21 protein-coding genes and 1 pseudogene are annotated in these 24517 nt (G+C 68.8%); 13 read left to right on the top strand and 9 right to left on the bottom strand.

Annotated features, from left to right (window positions below):
• Positions 1 to 58: 58 nt before the first annotated feature.
• Positions 59 to 151, bottom strand: a complete 93-nt coding sequence (locus MMF94_RS43645; RefSeq protein WP_338104434.1) for a putative leader peptide — start codon at positions 149 to 151, stop codon at positions 59 to 61.
• A 60-nt stretch (positions 152 to 211) separates the two neighbouring features.
• Between MMF94_RS43645 and MMF94_RS40420 the strand changes: the two genes are divergently transcribed.
• From MMF94_RS40420 to MMF94_RS40405, 3 genes and pseudogenes are all read left to right on the top strand, one after another.
• Positions 212 to 832: a TetR/AcrR family transcriptional regulator gene (locus MMF94_RS40420; RefSeq protein WP_241042793.1), complete on the top strand. Its 621-nt coding sequence runs from the start codon at positions 212 to 214 to the stop codon at positions 830 to 832.
• Positions 833 to 1153: 321 nt separating this feature from the next.
• Positions 1154 to 1953, top strand: a pseudogene (locus MMF94_RS43935) (TauD/TfdA dioxygenase family protein).
• 263 nt (positions 1954 to 2216) lie between these two features.
• A complete protein-coding gene (locus tag MMF94_RS40405; RefSeq protein WP_241042790.1) occupies positions 2217 to 3245 on the top strand; it encodes an LLM class flavin-dependent oxidoreductase in 1029 nt (342 codons plus the stop codon).
• 491 nt (positions 3246 to 3736) lie between these two features.
• Here the strand turns inward: MMF94_RS40405 and sfnG are convergent, their stop codons facing one another.
• Positions 3737 to 4861, bottom strand: a complete 1125-nt coding sequence (gene sfnG / locus MMF94_RS40400; protein ID WP_241042789.1) for a dimethylsulfone monooxygenase SfnG — start codon at positions 4859 to 4861, stop codon at positions 3737 to 3739.
• Positions 4862 to 5520: 659 nt separating this feature from the next.
• Here sfnG and MMF94_RS40395 point away from each other — a divergent pair.
• From MMF94_RS40395 to MMF94_RS40385, 3 genes are all read left to right on the top strand, one after another.
• Positions 5521 to 6987, top strand: a complete 1467-nt coding sequence (locus MMF94_RS40395) for an FAD-dependent oxidoreductase (RefSeq protein ID WP_241042788.1) — start codon at positions 5521 to 5523, stop codon at positions 6985 to 6987.
• Between the two features lie 23 nt (positions 6988 to 7010).
• Complete coding sequence (locus MMF94_RS40390; RefSeq protein WP_241042787.1) at positions 7011 to 8075, top strand: alpha/beta hydrolase; 1065 nt, start codon at positions 7011 to 7013, stop codon at positions 8073 to 8075.
• A 440-nt stretch (positions 8076 to 8515) separates the two neighbouring features.
• Positions 8516 to 9376, top strand: a complete 861-nt coding sequence (locus MMF94_RS40385) for an SAM-dependent methyltransferase (protein WP_241042786.1) — start codon at positions 8516 to 8518, stop codon at positions 9374 to 9376.
• A gap of 11 nt (positions 9377 to 9387) precedes the next feature.
• On the opposite strand, the gene MMF94_RS40380 is transcribed toward MMF94_RS40385, so the two are convergent.
• The 4 genes from MMF94_RS40380 to MMF94_RS40365 all read right to left on the bottom strand — a co-directional run bounded on the left by MMF94_RS40380 (position 9388) and on the right by MMF94_RS40365 (position 13718).
• Complete coding sequence (locus MMF94_RS40380) at positions 9388 to 9690, bottom strand: hypothetical protein (protein WP_241042785.1); 303 nt, start codon at positions 9688 to 9690, stop codon at positions 9388 to 9390.
• Positions 9691 to 9872: 182 nt separating this feature from the next.
• A complete protein-coding gene (locus tag MMF94_RS40375; RefSeq protein WP_241042784.1) occupies positions 9873 to 11171 on the bottom strand; it encodes a hypothetical protein in 1299 nt (432 codons plus the stop codon).
• A gap of 263 nt (positions 11172 to 11434) precedes the next feature.
• Positions 11435 to 12163 (bottom strand): SDR family NAD(P)-dependent oxidoreductase, encoded by a 729-nt coding sequence (locus tag MMF94_RS40370; protein WP_241042783.1) that lies wholly within the window; start codon positions 12161 to 12163, stop codon positions 11435 to 11437.
• 529 nt (positions 12164 to 12692) lie between these two features.
• Positions 12693 to 13718: an aldo/keto reductase gene (locus tag MMF94_RS40365; protein ID WP_241042782.1), complete on the bottom strand. Its 1026-nt coding sequence runs from the start codon at positions 13716 to 13718 to the stop codon at positions 12693 to 12695.
• A 243-nt stretch (positions 13719 to 13961) separates the two neighbouring features.
• Between MMF94_RS40365 and MMF94_RS40360 the strand changes: the two genes are divergently transcribed.
• The 3 genes from MMF94_RS40360 to MMF94_RS40350 all read left to right on the top strand — a co-directional run bounded on the left by MMF94_RS40360 (position 13962) and on the right by MMF94_RS40350 (position 16772).
• Entirely contained in the window at positions 13962 to 14312 is a 351-nt protein-coding gene (locus tag MMF94_RS40360; RefSeq protein ID WP_241042781.1) for a hypothetical protein, read from the top strand.
• Between the two features lie 415 nt (positions 14313 to 14727).
• The gene (locus MMF94_RS40355; RefSeq protein WP_241042780.1) at positions 14728 to 15207 is read left to right on the top strand and encodes an SgcJ/EcaC family oxidoreductase; all 480 of its coding nucleotides are present in this window, start codon (positions 14728 to 14730) and stop codon (positions 15205 to 15207) included.
• Positions 15208 to 15275: 68 nt separating this feature from the next.
• Complete coding sequence (locus MMF94_RS40350; protein WP_241042779.1) at positions 15276 to 16772, top strand: carboxylesterase/lipase family protein; 1497 nt, start codon at positions 15276 to 15278, stop codon at positions 16770 to 16772.
• 48 nt (positions 16773 to 16820) lie between these two features.
• Here the strand turns inward: MMF94_RS40350 and MMF94_RS40345 are convergent, their stop codons facing one another.
• Positions 16821 to 19112 (bottom strand): ATP-binding protein, encoded by a 2292-nt coding sequence (locus MMF94_RS40345; protein ID WP_241042778.1) that lies wholly within the window; start codon positions 19110 to 19112, stop codon positions 16821 to 16823.
• 309 nt (positions 19113 to 19421) lie between these two features.
• Between MMF94_RS40345 and MMF94_RS40340 the strand changes: the two genes are divergently transcribed.
• From MMF94_RS40340 to MMF94_RS40330, 4 genes are all read left to right on the top strand, one after another.
• Positions 19422 to 20087 carry a DUF2306 domain-containing protein gene (locus tag MMF94_RS40340; RefSeq protein ID WP_241042777.1) on the top strand — a complete coding sequence of 222 codons (666 nt, stop codon included), beginning with the start codon at positions 19422 to 19424 and terminating at the stop codon, positions 20085 to 20087.
• A gap of 81 nt (positions 20088 to 20168) precedes the next feature.
• Positions 20169 to 20630 (top strand): SRPBCC family protein, encoded by a 462-nt coding sequence (locus MMF94_RS40335; protein ID WP_241042776.1) that lies wholly within the window; start codon positions 20169 to 20171, stop codon positions 20628 to 20630.
• Positions 20631 to 20706: 76 nt separating this feature from the next.
• Positions 20707 to 20841, top strand: a complete 135-nt coding sequence (locus MMF94_RS43515; RefSeq protein WP_277398950.1) for a hypothetical protein — start codon at positions 20707 to 20709, stop codon at positions 20839 to 20841.
• Positions 20842 to 21347: 506 nt separating this feature from the next.
• The gene (locus MMF94_RS40330) at positions 21348 to 22166 is read left to right on the top strand and encodes an endonuclease/exonuclease/phosphatase family protein (protein WP_241042775.1); all 819 of its coding nucleotides are present in this window, start codon (positions 21348 to 21350) and stop codon (positions 22164 to 22166) included.
• 298 nt (positions 22167 to 22464) lie between these two features.
• On the opposite strand, the gene MMF94_RS40325 is transcribed toward MMF94_RS40330, so the two are convergent.
• Together MMF94_RS40325 and MMF94_RS40320 are read right to left on the bottom strand one after the other, a co-directional pair.
• Complete coding sequence (locus MMF94_RS40325) at positions 22465 to 23376, bottom strand: DUF1028 domain-containing protein (RefSeq protein ID WP_241042774.1); 912 nt, start codon at positions 23374 to 23376, stop codon at positions 22465 to 22467.
• Complete coding sequence (locus MMF94_RS40320) at positions 23373 to 23750, bottom strand: alpha/beta fold hydrolase (RefSeq protein WP_241042773.1); 378 nt, start codon at positions 23748 to 23750, stop codon at positions 23373 to 23375. The genes MMF94_RS40325 and MMF94_RS40320 overlap by 4 nt, the downstream gene beginning before the upstream one ends.
• Positions 23751 to 24517: the final 767 nt, after the last annotated feature.

Raw genomic sequence — 24517 nt, 5'->3', positions numbered from 1 at the left:
CGGCGCGGCGCGGCAGCGCGACGCCCTCGGATGAGTGGCGAGGGGGGACGGGGCCGGCTCAGACCAACCCGGACAGCGAGGCCCGACACGCCGCGGAGACGACCCGAAGCAGGTCGACGTGGCGGCGCTGCACCAACAGGGCGGGGCTCACGCGGCCGACAGTAACAGACAGAATGATCGGTCTGTAGTGCGTCGGTTCTATGCTGATCAGGTGCCTTCTCCCAGCAATCGTCCGCTTCCGGCGGAAAGGCTCGTCGCCAGCGCGTCCCGACTGTTCGACCGGCACGGCATCCGCGCGGTGGGCGTCGACCAACTCGTCGCCGACGCCGACGTCGCCCGGGCGAGCCTCTACCAGAACTTCGGCTCCAAGGACGGACTGGTCACGTCGTGGCTGGAGCATCAGGACCGGCTCGACCGGGAGGGATATGAGCGGGCGGTGCGCGCAATGGCCGACGACGCGGCCTCCCGGGTGCAGGTGATCTTCGACAGGGCTGCCGCAGCCGCGCGGCGGCGCCGGTTCCGCGGCTGCCTCTACCTCAACGCGGCCACCGAGTTCCCCGATCCCGCCCACCCCGTCCATGCCGTTGTCGCCGCTCACCGCCACTGGCTGCACACCGTGCTCGTCGCCACGCTGCGGCAGGCGAGCGGGACCGACCCGGAGGAGGCGGCCCGGCGCATCCAGCTCATTTACGACGGCGGACTCGCCGGCAGCAAGGCCACACGCTCCGCCGACCCGATCCGGCTCGCCGGCGCGATGGCCGCCGACGTCGTCACCACCGCGCTCCGGGGCACCACGGCGACCACGGTCGGCGAGCCGACGACGGTCGACTGAGACAGATCCGGTGCCTGCCGAATATCGAAGGAACCCGGGAACACACCCGCACAATGTCCGGGCATATTCACGTCTGTAGTGATGCCGATCACAGCTGGTTGTGTGCTTTCATCCACCCGCTTAGCGTCACCAATATGACGGGCGTGTCATCTGCCACTCGCCTCACGAGCAGGCTGTTCGTGGACCTCATGCTGGTCCACGCCGCGCGCTGTCCGCGCTCATCCCGCTGACGCCGCCGTCCGAGTTCGCGGCGTTCCCCATTCCCACCCAGTCCGGGTGCCTTTTCGGCATGCCCGAGAACACTGAGGAGCGCAATTCACGATGACCACGTCCGTCTATTTCGAGGTGCAGCGCACCAGCCCGCGCATCGGCGCGGAAATCGTCGGCCTCGATCTGAAGCACGACATCGATCCGGCGACGGCCGGGCAGCTGCGCGCTGCCTTCCGGGAGCACAAAGTGCTCGTGTTCCGCGACCAGCACCTCTCTCCCGACCGGCACATCGAGGCAGTCCGGATCTTCGGCGAGCCGTTCGATCACCCGACGGCTGTGCGCCACCCGGACAACCCGCTCGTGTATCCCTACCGGGTGGAGCAGACCGGCAAGGCCAGCCACTGGCACGTCGGCGGCACGTGGCGCACCCCACCGTTCCGGATCGAGTCGCTCACCTACCAGGAGGTTGCCGACGTCGGGGGCGCCACCCTGTGGGCCGACCTGCAGGCCGCCTACGACGACTTGTCGGAACCGCTCAAGGTGCTGACCGGCGCGCTCGGCGCGCTCTACGACGCCGATCCCGCGCACTACGCCCAGGGCAGCGAGAAGGCGCCGTCACGACCACCGTCGAGCACCCGGTCGTGCTGGCCCACCCGGACACCGGCCGCAAGGGCCTGTTCCTCTCCCACGGCGCCCTGCGCCTCACCGGCGTCACTCAGGCGGAGTCCGACGCACTGCTGCCCTACCTGCTCCGCCACGCCTCCTCACCGAACTACACCGTCCGCTACAGCTGGAAGACCGGCGACTTCGTGCTCTGGGACAACCTCGCGACCTGGCACTATGCGGTCGACGACTACGGCGACGGACCGCGCGCCTACCAGAAGGTGATCGCGGCGGACCCGGCGATCTGACGCCGCCCGCCCCGCCTCCGTCCCCGACGCGTGGGCGGAGGCTGCCGGCGGGTTCGCGAGCCGTGTCCGCGTGATCGCGCCGGACCCGGGCGATCTCCGGGGTTCGGCGAGAGGAACGGGGCGCAGTGAGCCAGCGCTCCGCGCGGAGGGCGCTCGGACGAGCAGCCGAGATGATCGGCCCGACGACGGAACCATCCCGCTGCTGTGGGGCCATGATCTCGGTACAGGACCCGGCCCGGGTCCCGGCGAAAGGACCGTCCCCGATGAGCCCGTCTCGCATCGGTTTCCTGGCATTCGTGGAGCACTCCGGGGTCAGCGGAACCCGCTCCGAGGGGCTTGAGGAGGGATTCCGGCTCTTCGACCTCGCCGAGCGCCTCGGCTACGACGCGGGGTGGGTCCGCACCCGGCACCTCGAGCCGTACCTCTCCGCGCCGCTCCCCTTCTTCGCCGCGCTGGCCCAGCGCACCGACCGCATCTCCTTCGGCACCTCGGTCGTGCCGATCCGGTACGAGAACCCGGTTCGCCTGGCCGAGGAGGCCGCCACCACCGACCTGCTCACCGGCGGCCGCCTGCACCTCGGCCTCAGCGCCGGCTACGCCAACGGCGAGGCGCTGTTCGGGCCGGTCTACGGAGAGACGGACCGCCCCTTCGACGAGGAGGTCGAGCTGCGGCTACGGCGATTCCTCGCCGCAGTCCGCGGCGAGACCCTGGCCGTCACCGAGACCGACAGTGCCGTCGCACCTGCCGGGACGGCGCTCACCGCACAGCCGTTGAGCCCCACGCTTCCCGAGCGGCTCTCCTACGGCGCCGGCCGCGTGGCGAGCGCGGTGCGAACCGGGTCCCTCGGGCTCGGCCTGCAGCTCTCCACGCTCGCGACCGAGCTCACCGACCTGGGCTTCGAGAACTACCAGGCGAAGCAGATCGAGGAGTACCAGGCCGCGCACCTGGCAGCGACCGGCCGGTTCGGCACCGTCTCCGTCGGCAGGATGATCCTTCCGCTGCTACGCGAGTCCGACCGCGAGGACTACGCCTTCCTCCTCGAACGGGACCGGCAGCGTCAGGCCGCCCGCGGCACCCCGGGTGCACCGCCGATCGACTTCGGCATCGTCCACAGCGGCAGCCCCGACCAGATCATCGCCTCGCTGCGGACCGACGTCGCACTCGCCGCCGCCGACGAGCTCGTCGTCGTCCTGCCGTTCGGTCACTCCCCCGCCGTCTCCCGACGCATCTTGGAGACCGTCGCCGAGACCGTCCTTCCCGGACTGCCCGACGATCCGCACGACCGGTCGTGACAGGCCGTGCGAGCCGCTCGTCCTCGCCGCGCCCGCTGAACACCATCCCCGGCCACCGGCGCGACGCCTCGTCGACGTCGAGCCACTCATGGGTGATGCCGTGCTCGGCGAACGACGCGGCGAGCGCCCGTGTGCGTCGCGGGTCGTGTTCGTCGTCGCCCCGTACCAGCCCCGGCCACGACGACAGACGAGCGGCGCCCGCGGCGGCTACCGCAAATCGGCGGAAACGCCGGCAGTACGCGTCGTTTCACCGATCGCGCGGGAGCTCCTCGCCGGCGGCGCCGGCCGGTGGATGGTGCCGTGCCCGCCCGCCCGCCGGGGGTGACGGGGTGAGAGGCATCCGGGGTCCGGGTCGGTGTCACCGGCGTCCGGAGCAGGGCCCGGGCGGCCGGGCACGGCGGTATCGAGTGCGTGGGCGGCATCGACAGGACGTCGTCCCGACGAGGGAGTAGTCGATGTGACGCCGACGGGTCAGCCCGGCGGTCGGCACGTCAGCGGGCGGCGACGAGCGGATCTTCGCGGGCGGCTTGTTCAGCCTCCTTCTCCCGGATGATCGGGATCACGTGGTGGCCGAAGTACTCGACCTCCTCGTGGTAGTGGAGGAAGCCGAGGAGCAACAGGTTGGCGCCGCGCCGCTTGTACTCGATCGCCCGGTCGGCGATCTGCTCGGGAGTGCCGATGAGCTGGCTGCGGAAGCCGTCGTTGTACTGGACGAGGTCGTCGAACGACGAGTCGGCCCACATACCGCGCTTGTCCCCGGTGGAGGCGCCCGCCTGCTGCACAGCGCTGCGGAAACCCTCCACGGCGTCGACGTCCGCCTTCGCGATGATCTCGCGGAGCGTCTCGCGGGCCTCCCGCTCGGAGTCGCGGGCGATGAGGAAGGCGTTCAAGCCGAACCGGACCGCGCCCGCCCGGCCCGCGTCGACCGCATACCCGTTGACCTCGTCGACCTGCTCGGTGAAGCCGTCGTAGTCCTTGCCGTTGGAGAAGTACCAGTCCGACACGCGGCCGCCGTTGCGGCGCGCGGCCGTCGAGTTGCCGCCCTGGAAGATCTCCGGGTGCGGGCGGCCCGGCACATCGAGAGGCTTGGGCTTGAGGTCGAAGTCGTGGAGGCGGTAGAAGTCGCCGTTGAACTCCGCGTGGTCGCTCGTCCAGATCTCGCGCAGGACCCGGATGAACTCCTCGCTGCGGCGGTAGCGCTCGTCGTGCTCGAGCCACGGCTCGCCCAGCTTCGTGAACTCGTCCTTGAACCAGCCCGAGACCACGTTGACGGCGGCCCGGCCACCGGAGAGGTGGTCGGCGGTGGCGACGAGCTTGGCGAGCACGCCGGGCTGCCACAGTCCTGGGTGGACGGCGGCGATGGCCTTCAGCCGCTCGGTCGCGAGAAGCAGCGCGAGCGAGAAGCTCGTCGACTCGTGCTGATACGCGGCGCCGTAGCTGGCGATGTAGCGCACCTGGGAGAGCGCGTACTCGAAGCCGTTGTCCTCGGCGAGCCGGGCGAGGCGCTTGTTGTAGTCGTATCCCCAGTCGGTGCGTTGCTCGATGGCGCTCGTGACGAGGCCGCCGCTGACGTTGGGCACCCAGTAGGCGAACTTCAGCGGTTCGTGCGCAGTCATGCGTGTCTCCTCGAACGTGGTGACCGGTGGCGGGATCGCCGGTCAGCGACACGCACAGGAGACGACGCGCAGATGATCCACATGGCGCCTGCGGACGAGCGGCGACGTGGTCACGGCTCGAACACACCAGACGGTTCTCCGGGCTGTCAAGGCGGTCGCAAAGGATTCCCGCGATGCGGTCCAGGTGGCCGACCTGGCTGCAACGGTACGGACAATCCCTGCTGCTGACTGTGGCACGGCAAGCAACCCCGCCGACGAAACGGCGCGAACTTCTGTCACATTCTTGGGGCCTGCCGCTTTCCCTGGTACTCGTCGTGCCGGCCGAGCCGGCCATCACCGATCAGGCCGGCCGTCCACCGGCGTTGGGGGAGACCTCGAACACCCGTCCGGTGCTCGGTGTGATCAAATCACCATTCACAGTCGGTACCTGGACCACTACCCCGCCGAGCACGCCTCGCCTCCGTCGCTCGGGGCACCGTCCCGCTGCGACGCACGGCAATCCGTCATCAACGAGGAACGATGAGCGTAGAAAGCAACGGAGCGAGCGCCCACTTTCACGTCGAGCGCGCCGTGTGGGTGCCTTTCGTCGGCGCGAGAGCGGCCGGCGACAGGGAGACCCGGGGCAGCGGCAGGCAGGACTGCGGACAGAGGCATCGGCCGTGCTGAGCCCGTCCCGTGTCTTCGCTGAGCTCAGCGAAACAGGCCGGCCCGACGATCCCCGGCGGGTGATCGGCCGCGCGGTGGTTCTCGGCGGGAGTATGGCGGGGCTGCTGGCCGCCAGGGTCCTGAGCGACCACGCCGACCAGGTCGTCATCATCGAACGAGACGACATCGGCCCAGCAGCCGACACCACGGGGTTCGAGCCGCGTCCGGGCGTGCCACAGGGCAGCCACGTGCACGCGCTGCTCCCGTCGGGACAGTTGCAGCTCGAGCGGTGGTTTCCCGGCTTCGCCGACGAGGCCGTCGCCGCCGGTGCTGTGGTGCCTGATCCCGCCGCTGTCCGCCACTACGTCAACGGGACGCAGCGCCGCTACGCGAACGACCTGACGATCAGAGGCCGGGCGCTCTCGGCGACGAGACCGTTCCTCGAGGGCCTGGTGCGTGCCCGGGTGGCACAGCTCGCGAACGTCCACATCGTGCACGGGCAGGCGGCCGGGCTCGTGATGACCGGGGGCAAGGTGACGGGAGTGCACCACCACCCGGGCACCAGCCCGGACGGCGGCGCAACCGGCGTCCCGCAGACCGAGCCGGCGGATTTCGTGGTGGACGCGATGGGTCGCTCCAGCAGGCTCGGCGGTTGGCTGGCCGAGCACGGCCTGCCGAGCCCGCCTGTGCGGCGGATGCCCATCAAGCTCACGTACGCGACGGCGCTGTTCCGGCGTGACCCGCAGATCAGCGACATCGATGTCGCCTTTGCGCAGGCCCTGCCCGCACCGGGGTGCGTCGCGCGGATCGGCGGGATCACCGCGGTCGAGGACGACCGCTGGATCATGCTCGTGGCCGGGTACAACGAGGATCGGCCGAGCCGCGAACGGGCGGACTTCGTCAGCCGGTGCCGCCGGGACTTCCCGGCGGTGTTCGGGGACATCGCCGAGCGCGGCGAGATGCTGGGCGACGTCGTCACCTATCACCAGGCCGACAGCAGACGCCGCGACTTCCACGCGCTGGACGGACTGCCCGCCGGACTGATCGCAGTGGGCGATGCGGTGGCGTCGTTCAACCCGGTCTACGGCCAGGGCATGGCCGCGGCGTCGCTGCACGCCTCGGCGCTGTCGGCCTACCTGTGCCGCGATCCGCGCCTCGACGAGCCCGCGGCAGGTTATTTCGCGATGGTGCGGGTCGTCGTGGACGCGGCATGGCAGACCTCCACCACAGCCGACCTCGCACTCCCCCACGTCGACGGGCCCTACCCGCCCGGGTACCGACTCATCGCGGGCTTGGCCAACCTGATCTTCATGACATCGGCCGACGACCGAGAGCTCAACCGGCGGCTGAGCATGGTCACGACGATGCTCGCTCATCCCAACTCGCTGGCCCGGCCGGGTGTGCTGATTCATGCCGCGCTGGCCCGCCTGAAAAGCCGTGGCCCGGCCGTCTCGTCGACCGCCCGTCAGGAGCTGCCGTGACGAACCGCCGCCCGGGAGGGCGCATGCAGGAGCTGAGAGCAGTTGCGATCAGACTGGCCCTCGTATTCTGTGCGATCGGGCTGGCCGGTGTCGCCGTCCCCGGGGTCGTTCTTGCCCTGGCTCCGGCCGTGGCGGCCGAACCGGACTGCCGTCGCACCGAGTTCACCGCCACCCGTGTTCCGCTCGTCGTCAGCACGCCGGCTCGGGTCTCCGGCGAACTGTGCGCCGCGCCGCGCGACAGGGTCGTGCACCTGCTCGTTCCCGGCGCCACCTACAACAGCTCCTATTGGGACTTTCCCTACCAACCCGAGCGCTACTCCTATGTCCGCGCCATGCGCGCCGCCGGAATCGCCACCTTCCGGCTCGACCGGTTGGGAACGGGCGAGAGCAACCGCCCTGCCTCCGTGGAGATGTCGCTCCTCTCCCATGCCGAGGTCGTCCGCCAGCTGGTCCCTGCGCTGCGCACCGGCTTGATCGGGGGGCAGTCCTTCGAGAAGGTAGTGATCGTCGGGCACAGCTTCGGCACCCTGGTCACCTACGCCGCGGTCGGGTCCGAGCCGGACCTGGTCGACGGCGTCATCGCCACCGGCGTCTCCCGGGGCCCCGACCTGCCAGGCCTGTTCGAGATCCTGGTGACCTTCACCCACCCGGCGCGGCTGGAAGGGGGCCGCTTCGCCGGAATGGACCCCGGCTATCTCACCACCGTCCCGGGGCAGCGCGGCGACTTCTACCACCGGCCGGCGATCGATCCCCAGGTCGTCGCGGTCGACGAGGCGACCAAGGACGTGCAGAGCGCGACCGATCTGGGCACCATCGCACTGCCACTGCTCTCCACTCTCAACTTCCGCAAGCCGGTGCTCAACGTGATGGGCGATGACGACCTCGTCTTCTGCCAGCTCATCCCCTGCTCATCGCCGCTCAGCCCATGGAACGCCGAGCGCCTGCTCTTCCCGCAGGTCCCGAGCTACGACAGCCTGATAGTGCCCAGCACCGGCCACAACATCAACCTTCACCCCAACGCCCATCTCTTCTTCGAGAAAGCCATCGAATGGACCCGCACTCATTTCCCTGAACAGCTGACAGGTTGATCCGTGTTCGATCAAAGCCCCATCGTCGTGCTGTAGCACGACCAGCCCACTGCTCGTCGCCGCCCGCCTGCACCACGGCCGGAACGCGCCCAGGACCGCTGAGACCCGGCCGGTCCAGGCGCGTCGCGCGAAGGCTGCGCAGCGCTGTCTCCTCACATAGCAATGGCCCTGCCGCGCCACGAACGGCTCGATGCTCCTGACGAACTCGTCGCGTCGACTCACATCGCTGAATTCGGTGGACGCTCTTGACTCCCCTTTTCCGGGACGAGCACCCAGGGAAACTTTTGCGCCTAGATCTTGAACACCTCGGTTCGGGCCCAATCGTTTCTGGTTGCACGCTGCGCTTCGCACATGCGGTTTGTCAGCCGGTCGTGACTCCGGCTCCGGTCGATCGTGTATACGCTACGGTGAGTAGCACACAACTTGCCGGAGGTTGAAACATGGCCGAGCCCGCCCAGTGGCTCCAGGACAAGATCGCCGAGCACTACGCGAAGTCCGATGGGGGCAGCCGGCGGCCGACCATCGACCTCAGCAAGCCGTCCGTAGCGCGGGTATACGACTACCTGCTCGGTGGTCAGAACAACTTCGAGGTCGACCGGCTCGCGGCCGACATGCTCAACAAGAAGTACAACGGCGGCGCCACGGAAGTCTGTGTGACCAACCGCCGGGCCCTGCAGCGCGCCGTGCGCTACCTCGCCGGTGAGGCCGGCATCCGGCAGTTCATCGACATCGGGTCGGGGCTGCCGACCCAGCAGAACGTTCACGAGATCGCGCACGAGATCGACCCGGCCGCACGGGTGGTCTACGTCGACAAGGACCCGATCGTGCTCGCGCACGGCCGGGCCCTGCTGGCGGATAACCGGACCACGTCCGTGGCCCAGGCAGACGCCGTCAACCCGGACTCGATCCTCGACGCAGCCGACACGCGGGCGCTGATCGACCTGGACCAGCCGTGGGCCGTGCTCATGGCGAGCGTGCTGCACCACCTGACCGACGAGGATGACCCGGCAGGCGTGACGCGGCGGCTCATCGAGCGAATGCCGTCGGGCTCCTACCTGTTCACGGTCAACCTGCTGCGCGAGGACCACCCGCAGGCCGGCGCGGAGTTAGAGGCCGAAGTCGTGTCGCAAGTCGGGAGCGGGTACATGCGCACGTGGGACCAGATCCGCCGCTACTACGACGGCCTGGAGTGGGTGGACCCAGGGCTTGTGTACGCAAACGACTGGCGCCCGACCGACCCCGACCGAGTGGGCGGGCCGTGGGCGACCGTGATGGTGGCCGGGATGGGCCACAAGCGCTAACGCGTATGCGCTCATACGTTCCGGTCACGATCGTGTTCGCCGAGATCGGCCGCAATGCGTTCGCCGGGCCCTGCAGCTGGTGGCCCGATCAGGCCGGGTGGCGTCCGCCTCCTCTTCGACACCATCCCGACGATCGCCGTGACGATTCCCGTGATCCCGGAAATGATGCCGCCCCAGGTAGCGAACATCTCCAGGCCGCTGCTCGAACTGGACGACTCACCATCGACCGGCGGGGTCAACCCGGCGTGCACGAACACGGGCAGCAGGAAGAGCGCGGCGGTTGCGCAGATCAGCAAAAGGCCGGCCTTGATCAATCTGCCCGACCTGCTGCGCGGTTCGGTCATGCCCCATGCCTCGCACCGGGCTCGCGGAGCGTTAACGATCGACGCTCGGGTGTGCCCGTATCGCCCTCCGACCTGGATCCCCATAGCCGCCCAGTGCCCGGCAACGGCCGATACGCAAAGCGTGTCGTTCCCGGACTCCTGGCGGGCCTGCGTCACAGGCGGGCTTCGATGACCACGGCGACCGCACCCTTGCTGAACTGGTTTTTCTGCTGGCCGAAGAAACTCAGTTCTTCGTCGCCCACCCTGTACAGGGAGAACCATCCCGCTTGGTCCCGTCGTTCGGCGTGCGCGTCTCCCGCGGTCTCCTCCAGAGTGACCTGGTCCTCACCGTCCTCGGCTACCACGGCCGCCGCGTGATAGGGGTAGTGCGACTTATTGTTCGGCACCCGTCTTGGTCTGCCGTTCTCGTCGAGGACGATGTCGCCGTCCTTGTCGACGTCATCCCTATAGTTCGTCTCGACCATGGCGTACGCCTGGCCGAGGCTGGGGCGCTCGTGCAGGTTCGGGTTGCCTCTGCCTCTCGGCTTGCCCCTCCCTCTCCGTTTCCGGTCGTACTCCAGCGCCCCCGTGATATTGCCCTCTTCGTCCCTGCCGAAGACCTGTCCGGTTCCCCGGAACTGGCTGTCTTCATTGCCGAGTTCGCGCGGCGCGTTGTGCATGATGTCCTCGGCTGTCTGCACGCAGTCGGCGTAGAACTGCGTGCTCGGAACGTACGCGCGATAAACGCCGTCGAGCATCGTGCGGTGCCGTCCGTTGACCGGAACACAGTACCGCGGTCCCCGCGCTCGCTCCCTCACCCACAGCACTCTGGACCGATAATCCTCACTCATTCCGTCCACCGCGTATTGGTTGTCCCGGGTATGTCGGATCCTGAATTCGTCATCCTGGTAATAGCGCTGCACAGTCTGCATCCCCGCCTGGGAGCCCGGCGCGGACGCGGCGCTCTCCTTCGCACCGGACACGGCAGCCCCTGACGTCGCCCCTCCGGCGTGGGGCTCCGACGGATCCGAGACACGCAGTCCGGAACCATTGTCGGTATGGACCTCGTGGACGGCTGAGCGTTGCACGGTGGGCTGCCCCACCTCGCGGTGGCCGCAGCCCGCACTGTGGCGGTGCATGTCCGGCGCCTGCCCTGCCTGGCCGATCATCTGCACCACGGCTGCGTCACCCGCATTGCTGAGGTCGGTGCGACCGAATCGGGTGCGCATCTCGGTACCGATCGTGGCCACCAAAGGCCGGGCGGTAGAAAGCAAGACGTTCTGCACCGCAGGTCGCTGAACGTGCGGCGCGTGGGCGAGTTCCAGTCGTCGAGCGTGGATGGCGCGTGTCACGGCGGCGTTGCCCGCCGCGCCCTGCAGACCGAGGAGCCCCGCGGCTGAGGTGGATCGGGGTAATCGACGACTAACGGACCGCTCGTGCGTGGTGTCGGTCCGCTTTTCCTGTGCGCGCACGAGCACCCCTCCTCGAGGCCGGACCCCTCGGATCAGGCTTACCGAGCGTCAGGAGAACTGCGGTACGCGCGTTACTGGTACTTGTCCTGCTGCCAGCCCGATCCCGGGATGCGGATGCCGGCCGTCATCCCCGGGCGGACCGAGAGGTGGGCACACACAAGAACCGAAACCACGTCGCAGGCCCAGCCCGTAACCGACCCGCCGACCCCACCGCATCCGAGCCCGACGGATCCCCCTCGCCCGTCCCCGGCATCACCTTCGGATCAGGGCGCGAGGTAACCGCCGTCGACGACGAGCGAGGTGCCGGTGACATAGCTGGCCTCGTCGCTGGCGAGGAACAACGCCGCGTACGCGGTCTCGATCGGCACGCCCGGTCGCTTGAGCACGGTGCCCGCGATGAGCGCCGCATTGATCTCAGGTGCCTGGTGCTCGTTCATCGGCGAGAGGATGTAGCCGGGGTGGAGGGAGTTGCAGCGCACCCCGTCCTGGCCGTGGGTGGCCGCGACGTTCTTGCTGACGTTGAGGATCGCGCCCTTGGCGGCCTGATACGCGTACGAGCTGGGCACGCCGGCGAGGCCCCAGATGGACGAGACGTTGATGATCGAGCCCGCCTGCTGCCGGATCATGTGGGGCAGCACCTCGCGCATGCCGAGGAAGATGCTCTTCAGGTCGATATCGAGCACCCGGTCGTACTGCTCGTCCGTCGTCTCGAGGATCGGCTCGTACTCGCACACCGCCGCGTTGTTGATCAAAATATCGATACGGCCGTGCTCGGCCACGATGTCGGCCACGACGGACTTCCACTGATCGGGCTGCGTGACATCCATCTTCACGAAGGTGACCTTGCTGTCCTCGGCGTCGGCTGCGTCGACGACGTCGCCCGACACCACGGCCATCGCGCCCTCGCGCATGAACAACTCGGCCATCTCACGGCCCTGGCCGCGGGCTGCGCCGGTGATGAGCGCGACCTTGTCCTTCAGGCGATCCACCATCGGATTCCGCTCCTAGCTCGAGGTCGGGGGTCAGGACTTGTCGTCGGGCGGCGCCACCCCCGCCGCATCGATCTCCTCGAGGAGGATCGGCACCGCCGACGTCGGGGCGCGAATGCCGAGAACCGATGGGATCTCCATGATCTCGAGAATCTCCTAGGGCGTCCCGCCAGAGCCGATCGCATTCTCGACGTGCAGCTTCGGCCTTTCACCTACGGTGCGCCGCCGCGTCGGAGGCGATGTAGATGAGCTTCTTCACCTTCGGTTCGAGGGTGCCGTGCCGCCGCGGGACGTCGGACATCTCGGCTCCCTCGGGTCGCAACTGCGGCGGACGGTGGCATCCGACTGTATGCTTGTCGTACAAAAATCTGCAAGCCGCAGGGACAGCCCGGCCCAGCCCAAATCGATCAGGGGTGCCCCGTGGGTACGAATCTCTCGCCCGCCCCGCCGCCGACGACGAACGCACCGGATGTTGAACTGCGGGAGCAGCGGCTCGATCACCGCCCACTGCCGGCAGTGGCGTTCCGAGGGGTCAGAGCTCCCGCCCATTGGCGCGCTGCCTGCGCCCCGGCAAGCCGTACGGGTAGTCGCCGACGATCGGGGCGCTGACCTCGTCCAGCAGTTGCGTCTCATCGTCGGACAGGTGCAGTCCGGCCGCGGCCAGGTTGTCGTCCAGCTGCTCGACCGTGCGGGCGCCGAGGATCACCGAGGTGACCGCGGGCCGGTCCGCGGTCCAGGCCAGTGCGACCTGCGCCATCGACACCCCGCGCGACTCGGCGATCTTGCCGACCGCATCGATGACCTGCCACGTCCGCTCCTGGGAGTTGCGCGGCGCGTAGGCCTCCATGCCCCGCTCGGGGTTGTCGCCGAGCCGACTGGTACCCGTCGGGACCTCGTCACGGCGGTACTTGCCGGTCAGCCAGCCCCCGGCCAACGGTGACCACGGCAGGATGCCGATGTTCTCGCTCTCGCAGACGTCGGTGAGCTCGAACTCGATCTCCCTTACCAGGAGGTTGTACTGCGGCTGCAGTGTGGCGATCGGGGCCAGCCCGAGAAACCCGGTGAGCATCGCGGCCTTCTGCAGCTGCCAACCGAGGAAGTTGCTCACTCCGGCGTAACGGATCTTGCCGGCCCGCACGGCGTCGTCGAAGAACCGGAGCGTCTCCTCCAGCGGTGTCAACGCATCCCACGCGTGCGCCTGGTAGAGATCGACGGAATCGACCTGCAGCCGCCGGAGACTCCCTTCCAGCGCACGGGTGAGCCCCACCCGGCTCAAGCCGACGTCGTTGGGCCCCTCCCCCATCGGGAAGCGGCCCTTCGTCGCGATGACGACCTGGTCACGGGCTTGCGGGCGCTTCTTCAACCAGCGTCCGATGATCTCCTCCGAGACGCCTCGGGAGTAGACGTTGGCAGTGTCGACGAAGTTGCCTCCCCGTTCCACGAACCGGTCCAGCTGCGCGTGCGACACCTCCTCGACGCTCTCGTTGCCGAACGTCATGGTGCCCAGGCACAGGGACGACACGATCGTTCCGGTGCCGCCGAGCGTGCGATATTCCATTCCGCTGTCCTCCACGAGGGCCGCCGCTGCTGGTCGCGGCCCCATCCCGCACATCCTGTCGATCGAGCCGACCGGTGGTGGGTGATCTCGGCCACCGGCCCACGGACCCGTCGACATGCAGCGAAGCGCCCGCCCTTTCCCCGCGCCCCGCGAGGCTCACGATCGCGGGCGGCCCAAGGGCGTCGCCAAGGCAACCGCGACAGCGGTCCTGCACGAACAGCCCTGCTACGCCACCATCACCGCATGCCGAAGTACCGGGTCAACGACGCTGCAGTCGACCACGCCCACCACCTCATCGACGCCCGCCGCTACGTTCTCCGAAGCCGCTGGGGAGACGTCCAACCCTCCGCTGCCGACGGCACCCGCTATCTCAAGACCCACACCTGGGACGAGTACGGCGCCTGGCATCTCGGCCTCACCGACGGCGCAGCCGATAACACCAAGCGCCGCTACGCCTTCGTCCTCGGCGACTACACGCGCATCCATCGGATGGGGATCATCTCCTGCCATTACCGAGCCGCGGAGTGGGGCCACAAGGACATCGAGCTCGCCGCCCACGAGATCCTGCAATACCTGGACAACTCCCGCAGATGACGGACACCGGTAGCACCACCCATTGACGCGAGCGTCGCTACCGGTCGATCGCTTTAACCGGAGACGGGCAGCCTCACGCAGCGTGCATCCTTCTCCGCCTCCGAGGGACATCCTGAGCGCGACGTCCAGATCAGCCGCGAACGGCCCGAGCGTCACGGCACCCCTCGGTGTTGCGCCCGGCGTGTGATGTCGCGATGGCAGTACCGCGGGATTCCTCGGAATCGATCGAGTCAATTGTGGTGGTGCTGTGGACATGCTGTGGGTGTACGCACAGCGAGCTCCGATCGAAGACTGTCACCGGTCACGAGAGTGCGGCCGGCCGTCGACGGTCAGGAGGAGCCGGCCATGGCGACGATCAGGAGACGCGCCGTCTCCTCTGAATTGATGTTGATAGACAGCACAGGAAGGTGATCGGATGAATGAGTTGGTTGAGGCGATGAGCGCCATCCCGGCCCGGATGAACGAGGCATGGAACCGCGGCGACGCCACCAGCTTCTTCGCAGACTTCGCGGACGACGCCGTCTTCGCAGATTTCGAGGGGACGATCTACCGGGGACGCCAGGAAATGATCGCGATCCATCAGGGGATCTTCGACACGGTGATGAAGGGGTCACGACTGGTTCAGGGCGACGTGCTGTTCGCCAAGATCCTCCGGCCGGATTGGGGCGTGGTGCACCACCGCGTCGGCATCATGCTGCCGTCCGAGGAAGAGCCGCCGCAGAGCCGCCGCTCGATGCAGCTGTTCGTCATGGCGTGGCAGCACAACCGCTGGGAAGTCGTGGCCCTGCAGAATTCCCGCCTGCTCTCACTGGAAGCTGTCGCGGCCCTTGAATCCATGACCAGCGCCCAGCGAGAGCCTGACGCTGAGACGAACGTGCACGAAGGTCGTCGATAGGTAGGTGCAGAGGCCCTCCCCAACGTGACCTGACCACCAGCCGAACCTTTGTCGCACTGAGGTGACAGATGAGCAAGACGTCGTCCACACCGGTCGTCCGCGTCAAGGAGGGTGAGCTGCGCGGCACCACCGACCGCGGAGCACTGGCCTTCTTCGGAGTGCCGTTCGCGGCCCCGCCGTTCGGGCCCGACCGGATGCGTGCCCCCCGCCCTGCGTCACCCTGGAACGGCGTCCGCGACGCCACCGGGTACGGCCCCACCAGCCCGAAGGGACCGTACCCACCGCAGTACCGGCCGCTGTTCCCCGAGGTCGACATCCCCGGCGAGGACTGCCTGAACCTCAACGTCTGGACCCCCGACACCACCGGCTCGCTGCCCGTGCTGGTGTGGATCCACGGCGGCTCGTTCACGAACGGTTCCGGCTCGGTCGCCGAGTACAACGGCGCCGCCTTCGCCCGCCACGGCGTGGTCACCGTGACCATCAACTACCGCCTCGGCGCCGAGGGCTTCCTCTACACCGGCGACAACGTCGCGAATCCCGGTCTGCTCGACCAGGTCGCCGCGCTGACCTGGGTGCGCAACAACATCGCCGCGTTCGGCGGCGACCCCGCCCGGGTCACCGTCGCCGGCGAGTCGGCCGGCGCGATGAGCGTGATCACGCTGCTGTCGATGCCCGCCGCCGCTGGGCTGTTCCACCAGGCCATCGCGCAGAGCGGCGCCGCCGCGCACACTCTGGACCCGCAGGACGGGCGCATGGTCGCCGGCTTCCTGGCCGAAGCGCTGGGCGTCGAGCCCACCCGGGAGGCGATCGCGGCGATCCCGGTGCGGCAGGTGACCGCGGCCGTGTCGGCGCTCACCGAGGAGGTGCAGACCGCTCCGGACCCTGCGAAGTGGGGCACGCTGGCGCTCAGCCTGCTCCCGTTCATGCCGACTGTGGACGGCGAAGTCGTGCCCCGCCCGCCGCTCGAGGCGATCGCCGCCGGCCGGGGCGCCGACGTGGCACTGCTGATCGGTTCCAACCAGGACGAGGCACGGCTGTTCTTCGTCGCCGACGGCAGCATCGGCGCCGTCGACGAGGCCACGCTCGCCTCCGCGGCCGGCGCGTACGGGCTGCCTGCGGAGGGCGTCGAGGTCTACCGCCGTAACCGGCCCGACGCCCGCCCCGGCGACCTGCTGGCCGCGATCGTCAGCGACTGGTTCTACCGCGTCCCGGCTGTCCGCGTGGCCGAGGCCCGCACCGGCAGCACCGCCTCGACCTGGGTATACCGCTTCGACTACTGGTCGCCCGCCTATGACGGCCAGCTCGGCGCCTGCCACGGCGTGGAGATCCCCTTCGTGTTCGACACCCTGCACGCACCGAGCACGCGCCCGCGGGTCGGCGACTCCGCGTCACAGGTCGTGGCCGACACCGCGCACGCCACGTGGGTGAGCTTCATCCGCCGCGGCGACCCCGGGTGGGCGCCCTACACCGTCGATGCCCGCACGACCGGTCTGATCAACGATGGGGTGGGGGCGGTCGACGACCCGGCTGGTGACGAGCGCCGGCTCTGGGAGGGCGTGCGCTGACCAGCGCCCGCCCGCGGCCACGGGAGAGCCCACCGCACCACGGGAAGGTCAGTGGATTGCCTGGTCGCGAACCTTCCGGGCGATCTCGACGAGCTCTGCCATGCCCGCCTCCCGCCCGGATCGCCAGGCAACGTCGAACGCGTCGGAGCCGAGGTCACGGCGGGCCTGGTCGATGTCGCGGGTGACCAGGTCATGGGTGGTGGGGAAGTCCTCGACCACCCCGTGCGCGTTTGCGTAGGCGGTCCATGCACCGAACAGGCGGGCACCGGCATCGGGGTCTCCGAGCCGGACCGCCACGACGGCAAGGGTCGAGAGCATGTAGGTCAGCGTCCAGCTGTTCACGGCGGCGACCGCGAGGTCGATCGACTCCGCCAGCAGCCCGGCTGCCTCGTCATTGCGGCCGCCCAGCTGCGCGGCGACGGCGCGAAGATTCAGCGCCGCCCCTGTCTCGAACGCCGACCCGAGGCACCGCGCTGCCGTTTCGGCATCCCGTGCTGCCTGCTCGATGTCGGGTGCGTGACCGGCGAGCAGCGCGATCTGCGTGGTTGCCATGCGAGCGTGAGTGATCCAGTAGGGGTCGCCGAGAGCGTCGGCTCGGCGGTTGGCCTCGGCGACCAGTCCGCGGGCCAGGGGAAGGTCCCGCGAGAACACTGCCGTCGACGCGGCGAGCGTCGCGGCCTGGGTGGCGAGTAGCTCGTCCTCATCGTCGCCGGTCGCGAGGTCGAGGGCCTGCCGGCTGCGCCGGCAGGCGTCCGTGGGGGCGGCGAGGTGTTCCAGGCCTGCCCATGCCACCAGCAGCCGGATCCGGCTCTGCAGTGTCAGCGCCCGGGGGTGCAGGCGAGCGGCCCAGGTGCTGCCCTCGCGAGCGTGTCCGCGGATGGCCAGGTGCAGCCATACAAGCCAGAGCAGCTCGGCGGCGTCGTCGTCGCGGTCGTGCTCGATGAGCTGGTCGAGCACGACCCGCAGGTTGCCCAGCCCCGCTTCGAGTCGGTGCAGCGCGGTCACTTGGCCGGCGCCGTGTAGGTCACGGGCCAGGGCGCGGGCGGTGGCCAGGACGGAGTTGGTCAGGCCGGTTCGGGCGTCGTCGGCCTGGTCGTGATCGAGGTGCTCGGCGGCGTGCTGTCGTATGGGTTCCAGCAGTCGGAACCGTTCTTCGCCCCCGATGTCGCCGACGTGGATCACCAGGGAGTGCTCGACGAGTTCGGTGAGTGCCCACGTTGCATGAGCGGCGGTGAGACCGCTGACGGCCTGGGCGTCGGGCCAGGTGAACCCGCCGACGCATACCGACAGGCGAGCCAGGAGTCTTCGTGCGGGTTCGGTGAGTAGCCGCGTGCTCCAGTCGAGGGTTGCCGTGATGCTCCGCTGTCGGGTGGGCAGGTCGTGGGGGGCACTGTCCGGAGGTGCGTCCATCGTCTGGAGGAGTGTGCGGGGGCCGATCCGGGACGCTGCAGTCGCCGCGAGTTCGAGAGCCAGCGGCAGGCCGTCGGCGTGGCGGCACAGCTGGGCTATCGCGTCCGCGTCGCGCTGGTCCCCGGCGACACAGCCGCCACGGGCGCTCATCCGCTCCCGGAAGAGCCGAACCGACGTGTCGTGGTCCAGCGGCTCCACGCGCACCTCGCGTTCGGCTCGAATCCGCATCGGGGTCCGACCGGTGGACAGGATGGTGAGCGCCGGGCAAGCCGAGACCAGCGTGGCCACCGCCGCCCTGCACGGAAGGACATGCTCGATGTTGTCGAGCACGAGCAGCAGGCGTCGATTTCCCACGAAGGATGCGACGGCGCCGACGAGGTCGCCCGTGCCGGTGTCGGGAACACCCAACGCGCTGGCGATTGCCGGGACGACGTCGTCCGCGCCGCGGATGTCGGCGAGTTCGACCAGCACGGTGCCGGCCGGGAACTGTTCGCGCGCCGCAGCCGCGACCAGCAGTGCGAGGGTGGTCTTGCCGACCCCGCCTGGCCCCGTCAACGTCATGACGGGACGCGATGGCACTCTCAGAGCACCCACGATCGCTTCCACTTGGTCGTCGCGACCGATCACCGGGGAGGCGGGTGCGGGCAACCGATCGTCAGCGGGAATCCGGACGAGTCCGGACGACGTCGTTCGGGCCGCGGTCGACGTCTCGGGCCGCGGGACGGCCGCGACCAGTCGGGCACGCTCGTCGTCGTCCAGGCCGAGCGCGTCGGCGAGCGCGCGCACCGTGTGCGGATAGGGTCGACGCCGCTCGCCCCGCTCCAGCGCCCCGACAGCCTTCTGCGTGATATGCGCACGGGTCGCGAGCTCTCCCTGCGTCAGCGACCGGGCAGTTCGGTACCGGCGCAGCAGCTCGGCGAAGTCGCTCACGCGTGCAGCCTCCCGGCACCGGTGACAATGATCGGACGACGGCGGACGAACGGGAACTTCGGCTCCACAGTTCAAGCATGCCTGTTGTGAAGGCACTGTGGACACGCTGTGGGTGTACGCACGGCGAGCCTCGGCCGAAGACTGTCACCGGTCGCAAGAGTGACCGGCCGTTGACAGTCATGAACGTGAAGGGCTGCGCGCGCACGGTCCACGCCGTGATCGACGCGATCCGGGACATTCATCAGACCACAAGAGGATGCCTTGACATCGGAATCACCATCGCTGAACAGGTCGCGGGTGCTGTGGGGCGTGCTGACCATCTCAGCAATCGCCATCGCGTTCATCGCCATCCCGTCCTTGCTGTCCGGTGCGCTCCCACTCGGCCCGGACCCCATGCCACATTTCCTGTCACTGCTCATCCACGCGGCCCCCGGGGCCCTGGCGTTGTTCATCGGGCCGTTCCAATTCGCCACCCGGCTGCGTGGCCGCTACCCGGCGCTGCACCGGGTCTCCGGGCGCGTTTACATGGTGAGCGTCGTCGTGGCGGCGGTTGCCGCGTTCATCGCTGCCACCTACTCGATCAGCGGTTTCGCCGCCCAGGTCGCGTTCTACATCCTGTCGGTCGCCTGGCTCTACACCCTCTTCCGGGCGTTCCGGACAATCCGCCGTGGCGAGGTGCAGCTGCACCGCATATGGATGATCCGCAACTACTCGCTCACCTTCGCTGCCGTGACCCTGCGCATCTACCTCTTCAGCGGCATCGCGCTGCAGCAGACGACCTTCCCGTCGCTCACGTTCGCCGACATCTACGTCACCGCCGTGTGGGCATCCATCCTGGGCAACGTCCTGGTGGCCGAGTACTTCATCGTCAACCGGACCCTGCAGCCGTTGGCCCGCCGCCAGCAGCGACGCGACAGCAGCATCACCCCGGCGCAGAGCGGCGGGCCGGTCGGCGCCGCGCAGATCCACTCCTGACCAACGCACACTGACCGCCCTGGCCGACGCCCCAAGCCGCGCCAGGCTCCACCGAGAATCCCACTCAGGAGTTCACTGCAAATGCCGCACTACCACGTCAGCGCGACGACTTCGGCCCCCGTCACCACCGTCTGGAACCTACTGATCGACGGACGCAGCTGGCCGCAATGGTCCTCCGGACTGGACGAACTGGTGGAAGACCGCTCGACCGGACTCGGCCCGGGCGGCCGTGATGACGTCGGGACCGTCCGCGCCTTCCGCACGGGCCGGGTCGTCACGGGCGAGCGACTGACCGAGCTCGTGGATGGCCGGCGCATCGCCTACGAGGACGCCTTCAACTTCTCGATCAAGGACTATCGCGCAGTAGTTGAACTGGAGCCGACAGCGGCGGGCGGCACGATGATCAACTGGCACGGCACCTGGCGCACGCGGCCTGGGATCGGTTGGATGACGCCACTCTTCCTTCCCGGGGTCATGCAGCGGATGGCGACCGATCTTGCTGACTACGCGGCAACCGCCCCGGGCCAGGTGACCACGACGTGACGCGACCTCCTCGCAGGTCTCCGACGACTGTGCGCGTCCGCCGGAACCCATCGGCAACGCGGAGCGCACGGCCGGGATGACGCCGCGGGAAGATCACCTGGCGGCCGGCCGGCTCGGGGTGCAGGACGACGCGGACCGGGCGGCCGCGGGGTCGAACGCCGTGGTGGCCGCCCAACTCGCCGGCCTGCCCGAGCTACCGGCACAGCTGTGAACCCGTGCGCATGCAGTCCACGGACGCCATAAGTGCGCTGCCAACGCACCTGACAGCCTGGCCAACGGACGAGATCACTACCGGGGCCGGAGATCTCAGACCAGATCAGCGGCCGAGTCACTTACCAGTGCTGGGCGGCAAGACCACCACCACTAACGCGCGTACCACGGTCCGCGTTGCTCACGGTTTCCTTGGTACGACGGGAATTCGGCGTCGAGGAAGGATGGCCGTGCACGCCCAGGAATCAAGCACCGACACCTCGCGCGACCGATCAGGCAGTCGCCGGCTACCCCGAGCCGCGCCCGTCACCGGTCTCATCGCTCTGCAGCGCGTGGCGGGACCGAGAACGGTGATCAGCTCGGCTGCAGAGACCGCGACGAGACCACACCGATCACGGGCGACAGACCCAATGCGCAGCGGCCGAACCGTGCCTCCAGCCGGATCGAATGTTCGCTGTGCGAGGAGATGACCGGTACGGGGTTGACCCACTATCAGCAAGATTTCGGATGGCGACATGGAACCTGCGCCACTGCTGGGATCCACGAAGCGGCCGGGTCGATATCGGCGTGGTCGCAGCGGCGATCGCCGGCCTGGAGGTCGATGTCCTCGCGGTGCAGGAGATTGACCGCGGGCTGCCGCGCAGTGGCGGCATCGATCAGGTTACCGAGCTTGCGATGCGACTGGGGTGGCGTGGACTGTTCGCGCCAACGATGCTGCTCGACCATCGCGGTGCGCTGGTTGGCGGTCGTGACGGTAGTGACAACTGCACTGACAGAGGGGACGACGGAAGCCCTGCGTACGGCATCGGACTTCTCAGTCGGCATCCGTTGCAACAGCGGAACCGGATCGTTCTGTCGTCCGGTCCGCGCGATGGCCGGACAGCTGGCGGCCGACTCATCGACCGTGAGCCTCGGGTGGCGTTGCCGGCCGTGATGACCATGCCTTTCGGCGACGTCGCTGTCCTCGCGACGCATCTGTCGTGGCCGCCATGGCAGGCACTGTCGCAGTTGCGACGTGCGCTCACACTGACGGCCTGCGTGAAGATGCCCATCGCGCTTGCCGGGGATCTCAACCTACCGGCCCGCGTGCTGGGTCGCGTTCTCGCCGGACGTGGATGGCGGGCGGCGACTGCGGGCCCTACATTTCCTGCCCGGCGGCCGTGCCTGCAGTTGGATCACATCCTGGCCCATGATGCGCAGCCTGCCGACGTCCGAACCGACTACGTCGGCCTCAGCGATCACCGCATCGTCAGCGCGACAATTGTCATCGACCGGGATCGCTCGTCATCCGGTGACCGTTCAGGGTCATGGTCTGCAGCGCCGTGACGAGGCAACAACCTCGGCCGTACCGATTGCACGAGCACGAACTCTGCAAGACCCACGGCAATTGTGGGTGGCAGGTATGCGACGGCTGGCGCGGAGATCTTGCGCGTGGCGATCGACGCCGCCATCGACTAGTCGTTACGGCACGTACAGACTCGAGTTGTCCGTGCGCTGTATAGGTAGCCTGCGAGGCAACTGCGCCCCCGCGGGTTTCATGTGTCGCACTGGACCATCGCGACGGCCAGGTCGGTGCATCGGCGGGTGTCCACCCGGCGCGGGCCGCGGCTCGCCGCGCGAGCGGTCACACGTACTCCTCGACGTCGTCGAGGAATCCCAGCGGGGCGATCCCGGCCAAGAAGCCCCGCAGCCGCGGGCGGGCGGCGAACAGGTCGTCGAACAGGGCACGGGCGGTCTCCCGGTCGCCGCTGCGGGCCAGCAGGAGCGCACGCCAGAAGTCCGCCTCCCGGTTGCCGGCACCGAGTAGCTCCGCCGCCTCAGCCAGGCCGGTGAGCTTCTCCGCGAGCAGCTCCGGAGGCACCCGGCGGTAGGGCCCGATCATCAGGTCCGGCGCGAAGATCACGCCGCCGATCAGGTCGAACGCCCGTTGCCGGGGCAGCAGGCGGGCAAGCTCACCGACCGGATCCGGGTGGTCGTCGACCCTGATGTCGACGACGGTCTCGGCCCAAGGGGTATCGGACCGTTCGCCCGACACCACCTTCAGCACCGCCGACTGCGATCCCCGCACGTCGCCGCCCGCTTCCTCGGCCGCGGCCAGCGCCGCGAGCAGGCGGTCGGCGAGATCGCCACCAGTGCTCTCGTAGGCCTCGAGCATGGCCGGCCACACCCGCTCGGAGCCGAGCATGTTGCCCTGCACGGCCACGCCGTCGCCGACCAGCCCACCCGCCGCGGGCGCACAGCTCTCCCCGGTGAACGACGCCGCCGTGCCACAGGCGTCGACGACCCCGAGCTGCCGGTAGCCACGCAGCTCGTCGGCCGCAGTCACCGTGTCGACGACCTCCTGCGCCGGGAGCCCGCGAGCCAGCGCCTCGAGCGAGGCCGGCCCGTAACCGACGTTGACGAACGCCTGCGTGGCGACGGCCCCGACGCCCGAGGCTGCCCAGCCGACGACCCGCCCTACGCCGAAGAAGTGCGACTGCGAGCCCACACCGAGCTGCCCCGTCCCCGGATCGCGGGCGACGATCGAGTACGTCACCGGCCGGCCCCCGCCCCGACACCGGCGATGTGCTCGTCGATCAGCGCCCCGACCCGGACCGGCACCCCCAGCATCGGCAGACGCTCGGAATGCAGGGCCGCCACCTCGTGGACCCACCCCAGGCCCAGCACGTCAAGCGCGTCGTCGACGTGACTGCCCTCGACGGTGAAGGGGCCCTGCAGGGTGGAGCCGCCGTGCCCACGCAGGTCCAGCGCCGCTGTCGGGCGCCTCGGCACTGCGGACACGTGTTCCCACACCATCGCCGCAGAGTTGATCGGATGCATCAGCACGACGGTCCCGTCCAGCACCGGGTCTCCGTAGATCGTGACGTTCAGCGGCCCAGCAGGGCCGTCCACCGTCCGGCTCGTGGTCACAGCTCCCCTCACTCCGTCCGGGCTTAGGCGCGCCCTCGCTGATATGCATGTGTCAGATCCGCCAGTCGGGGCTCCGTGTGCCGTCGTGGCGCCGGTAGAACTGAACACACCGGCCTTTCGCCATGACTACGCGAATTCGCCCGAACGGCGCGCCGAAAAGAAACGCAACCGGTTGTCCCACGATCGAAATTACCACAGTGCGAGTGCTCGCGGCGCCGGTGACCCATGAATGATTTCACCGACGATCTTACGGGACGCGAATTTGACACACGACTCGGTTCAACCATGGTGAGAGAACCCACCGTCCGGTAACCGACCCTGATGGCACGATGCGGATTTCCGCACGTGACGCGCCGCCTGCAGCTCAGGGCGTGGCGCGCCCGGTCAATGCGGTGACGGGCGCCCAGCCGAACCCGCGGTCGACGACGCGCAGGGCCACCCGCCCGCGGTGCGATCACTTACCCGCCCGCGGCAGGTGTGCCGAGATCTACCCCTGGAGCATCCGCACCCGAGCTGGAGATGCTGTTTACCTCGTCCTGCTGGTCCAATGAGAATCCTGCGGCGATTTCTGCCGCGCCACGCCAGGCCCTCTCAACCGCGCTGTCGCGGTTCGGCTGATCGTCCAGTGCGTCGATCGGGTGTCAGTCCTTGATGTTGAGCAGTCGTGACGCGGTCTGGCTGCGGATGAGTTCCTTGTCTTCCTCGCTCAGTCCGTGCACGCCCTCGAGTTGTCCGAGTGGGTCGTAGTGCCCCATGTCGAAGGGGTA

It is taken from the genome of Pseudonocardia alaniniphila (genome assembly GCF_022524485.1).
Lineage (GTDB): Bacteria > Actinomycetota > Actinomycetes > Mycobacteriales > Pseudonocardiaceae > Pseudonocardia > Pseudonocardia alaniniphila.
Note: the sequence above shows the minus strand (reverse complement) of the source record. Positions and strands in the feature narration are given on the sequence as shown.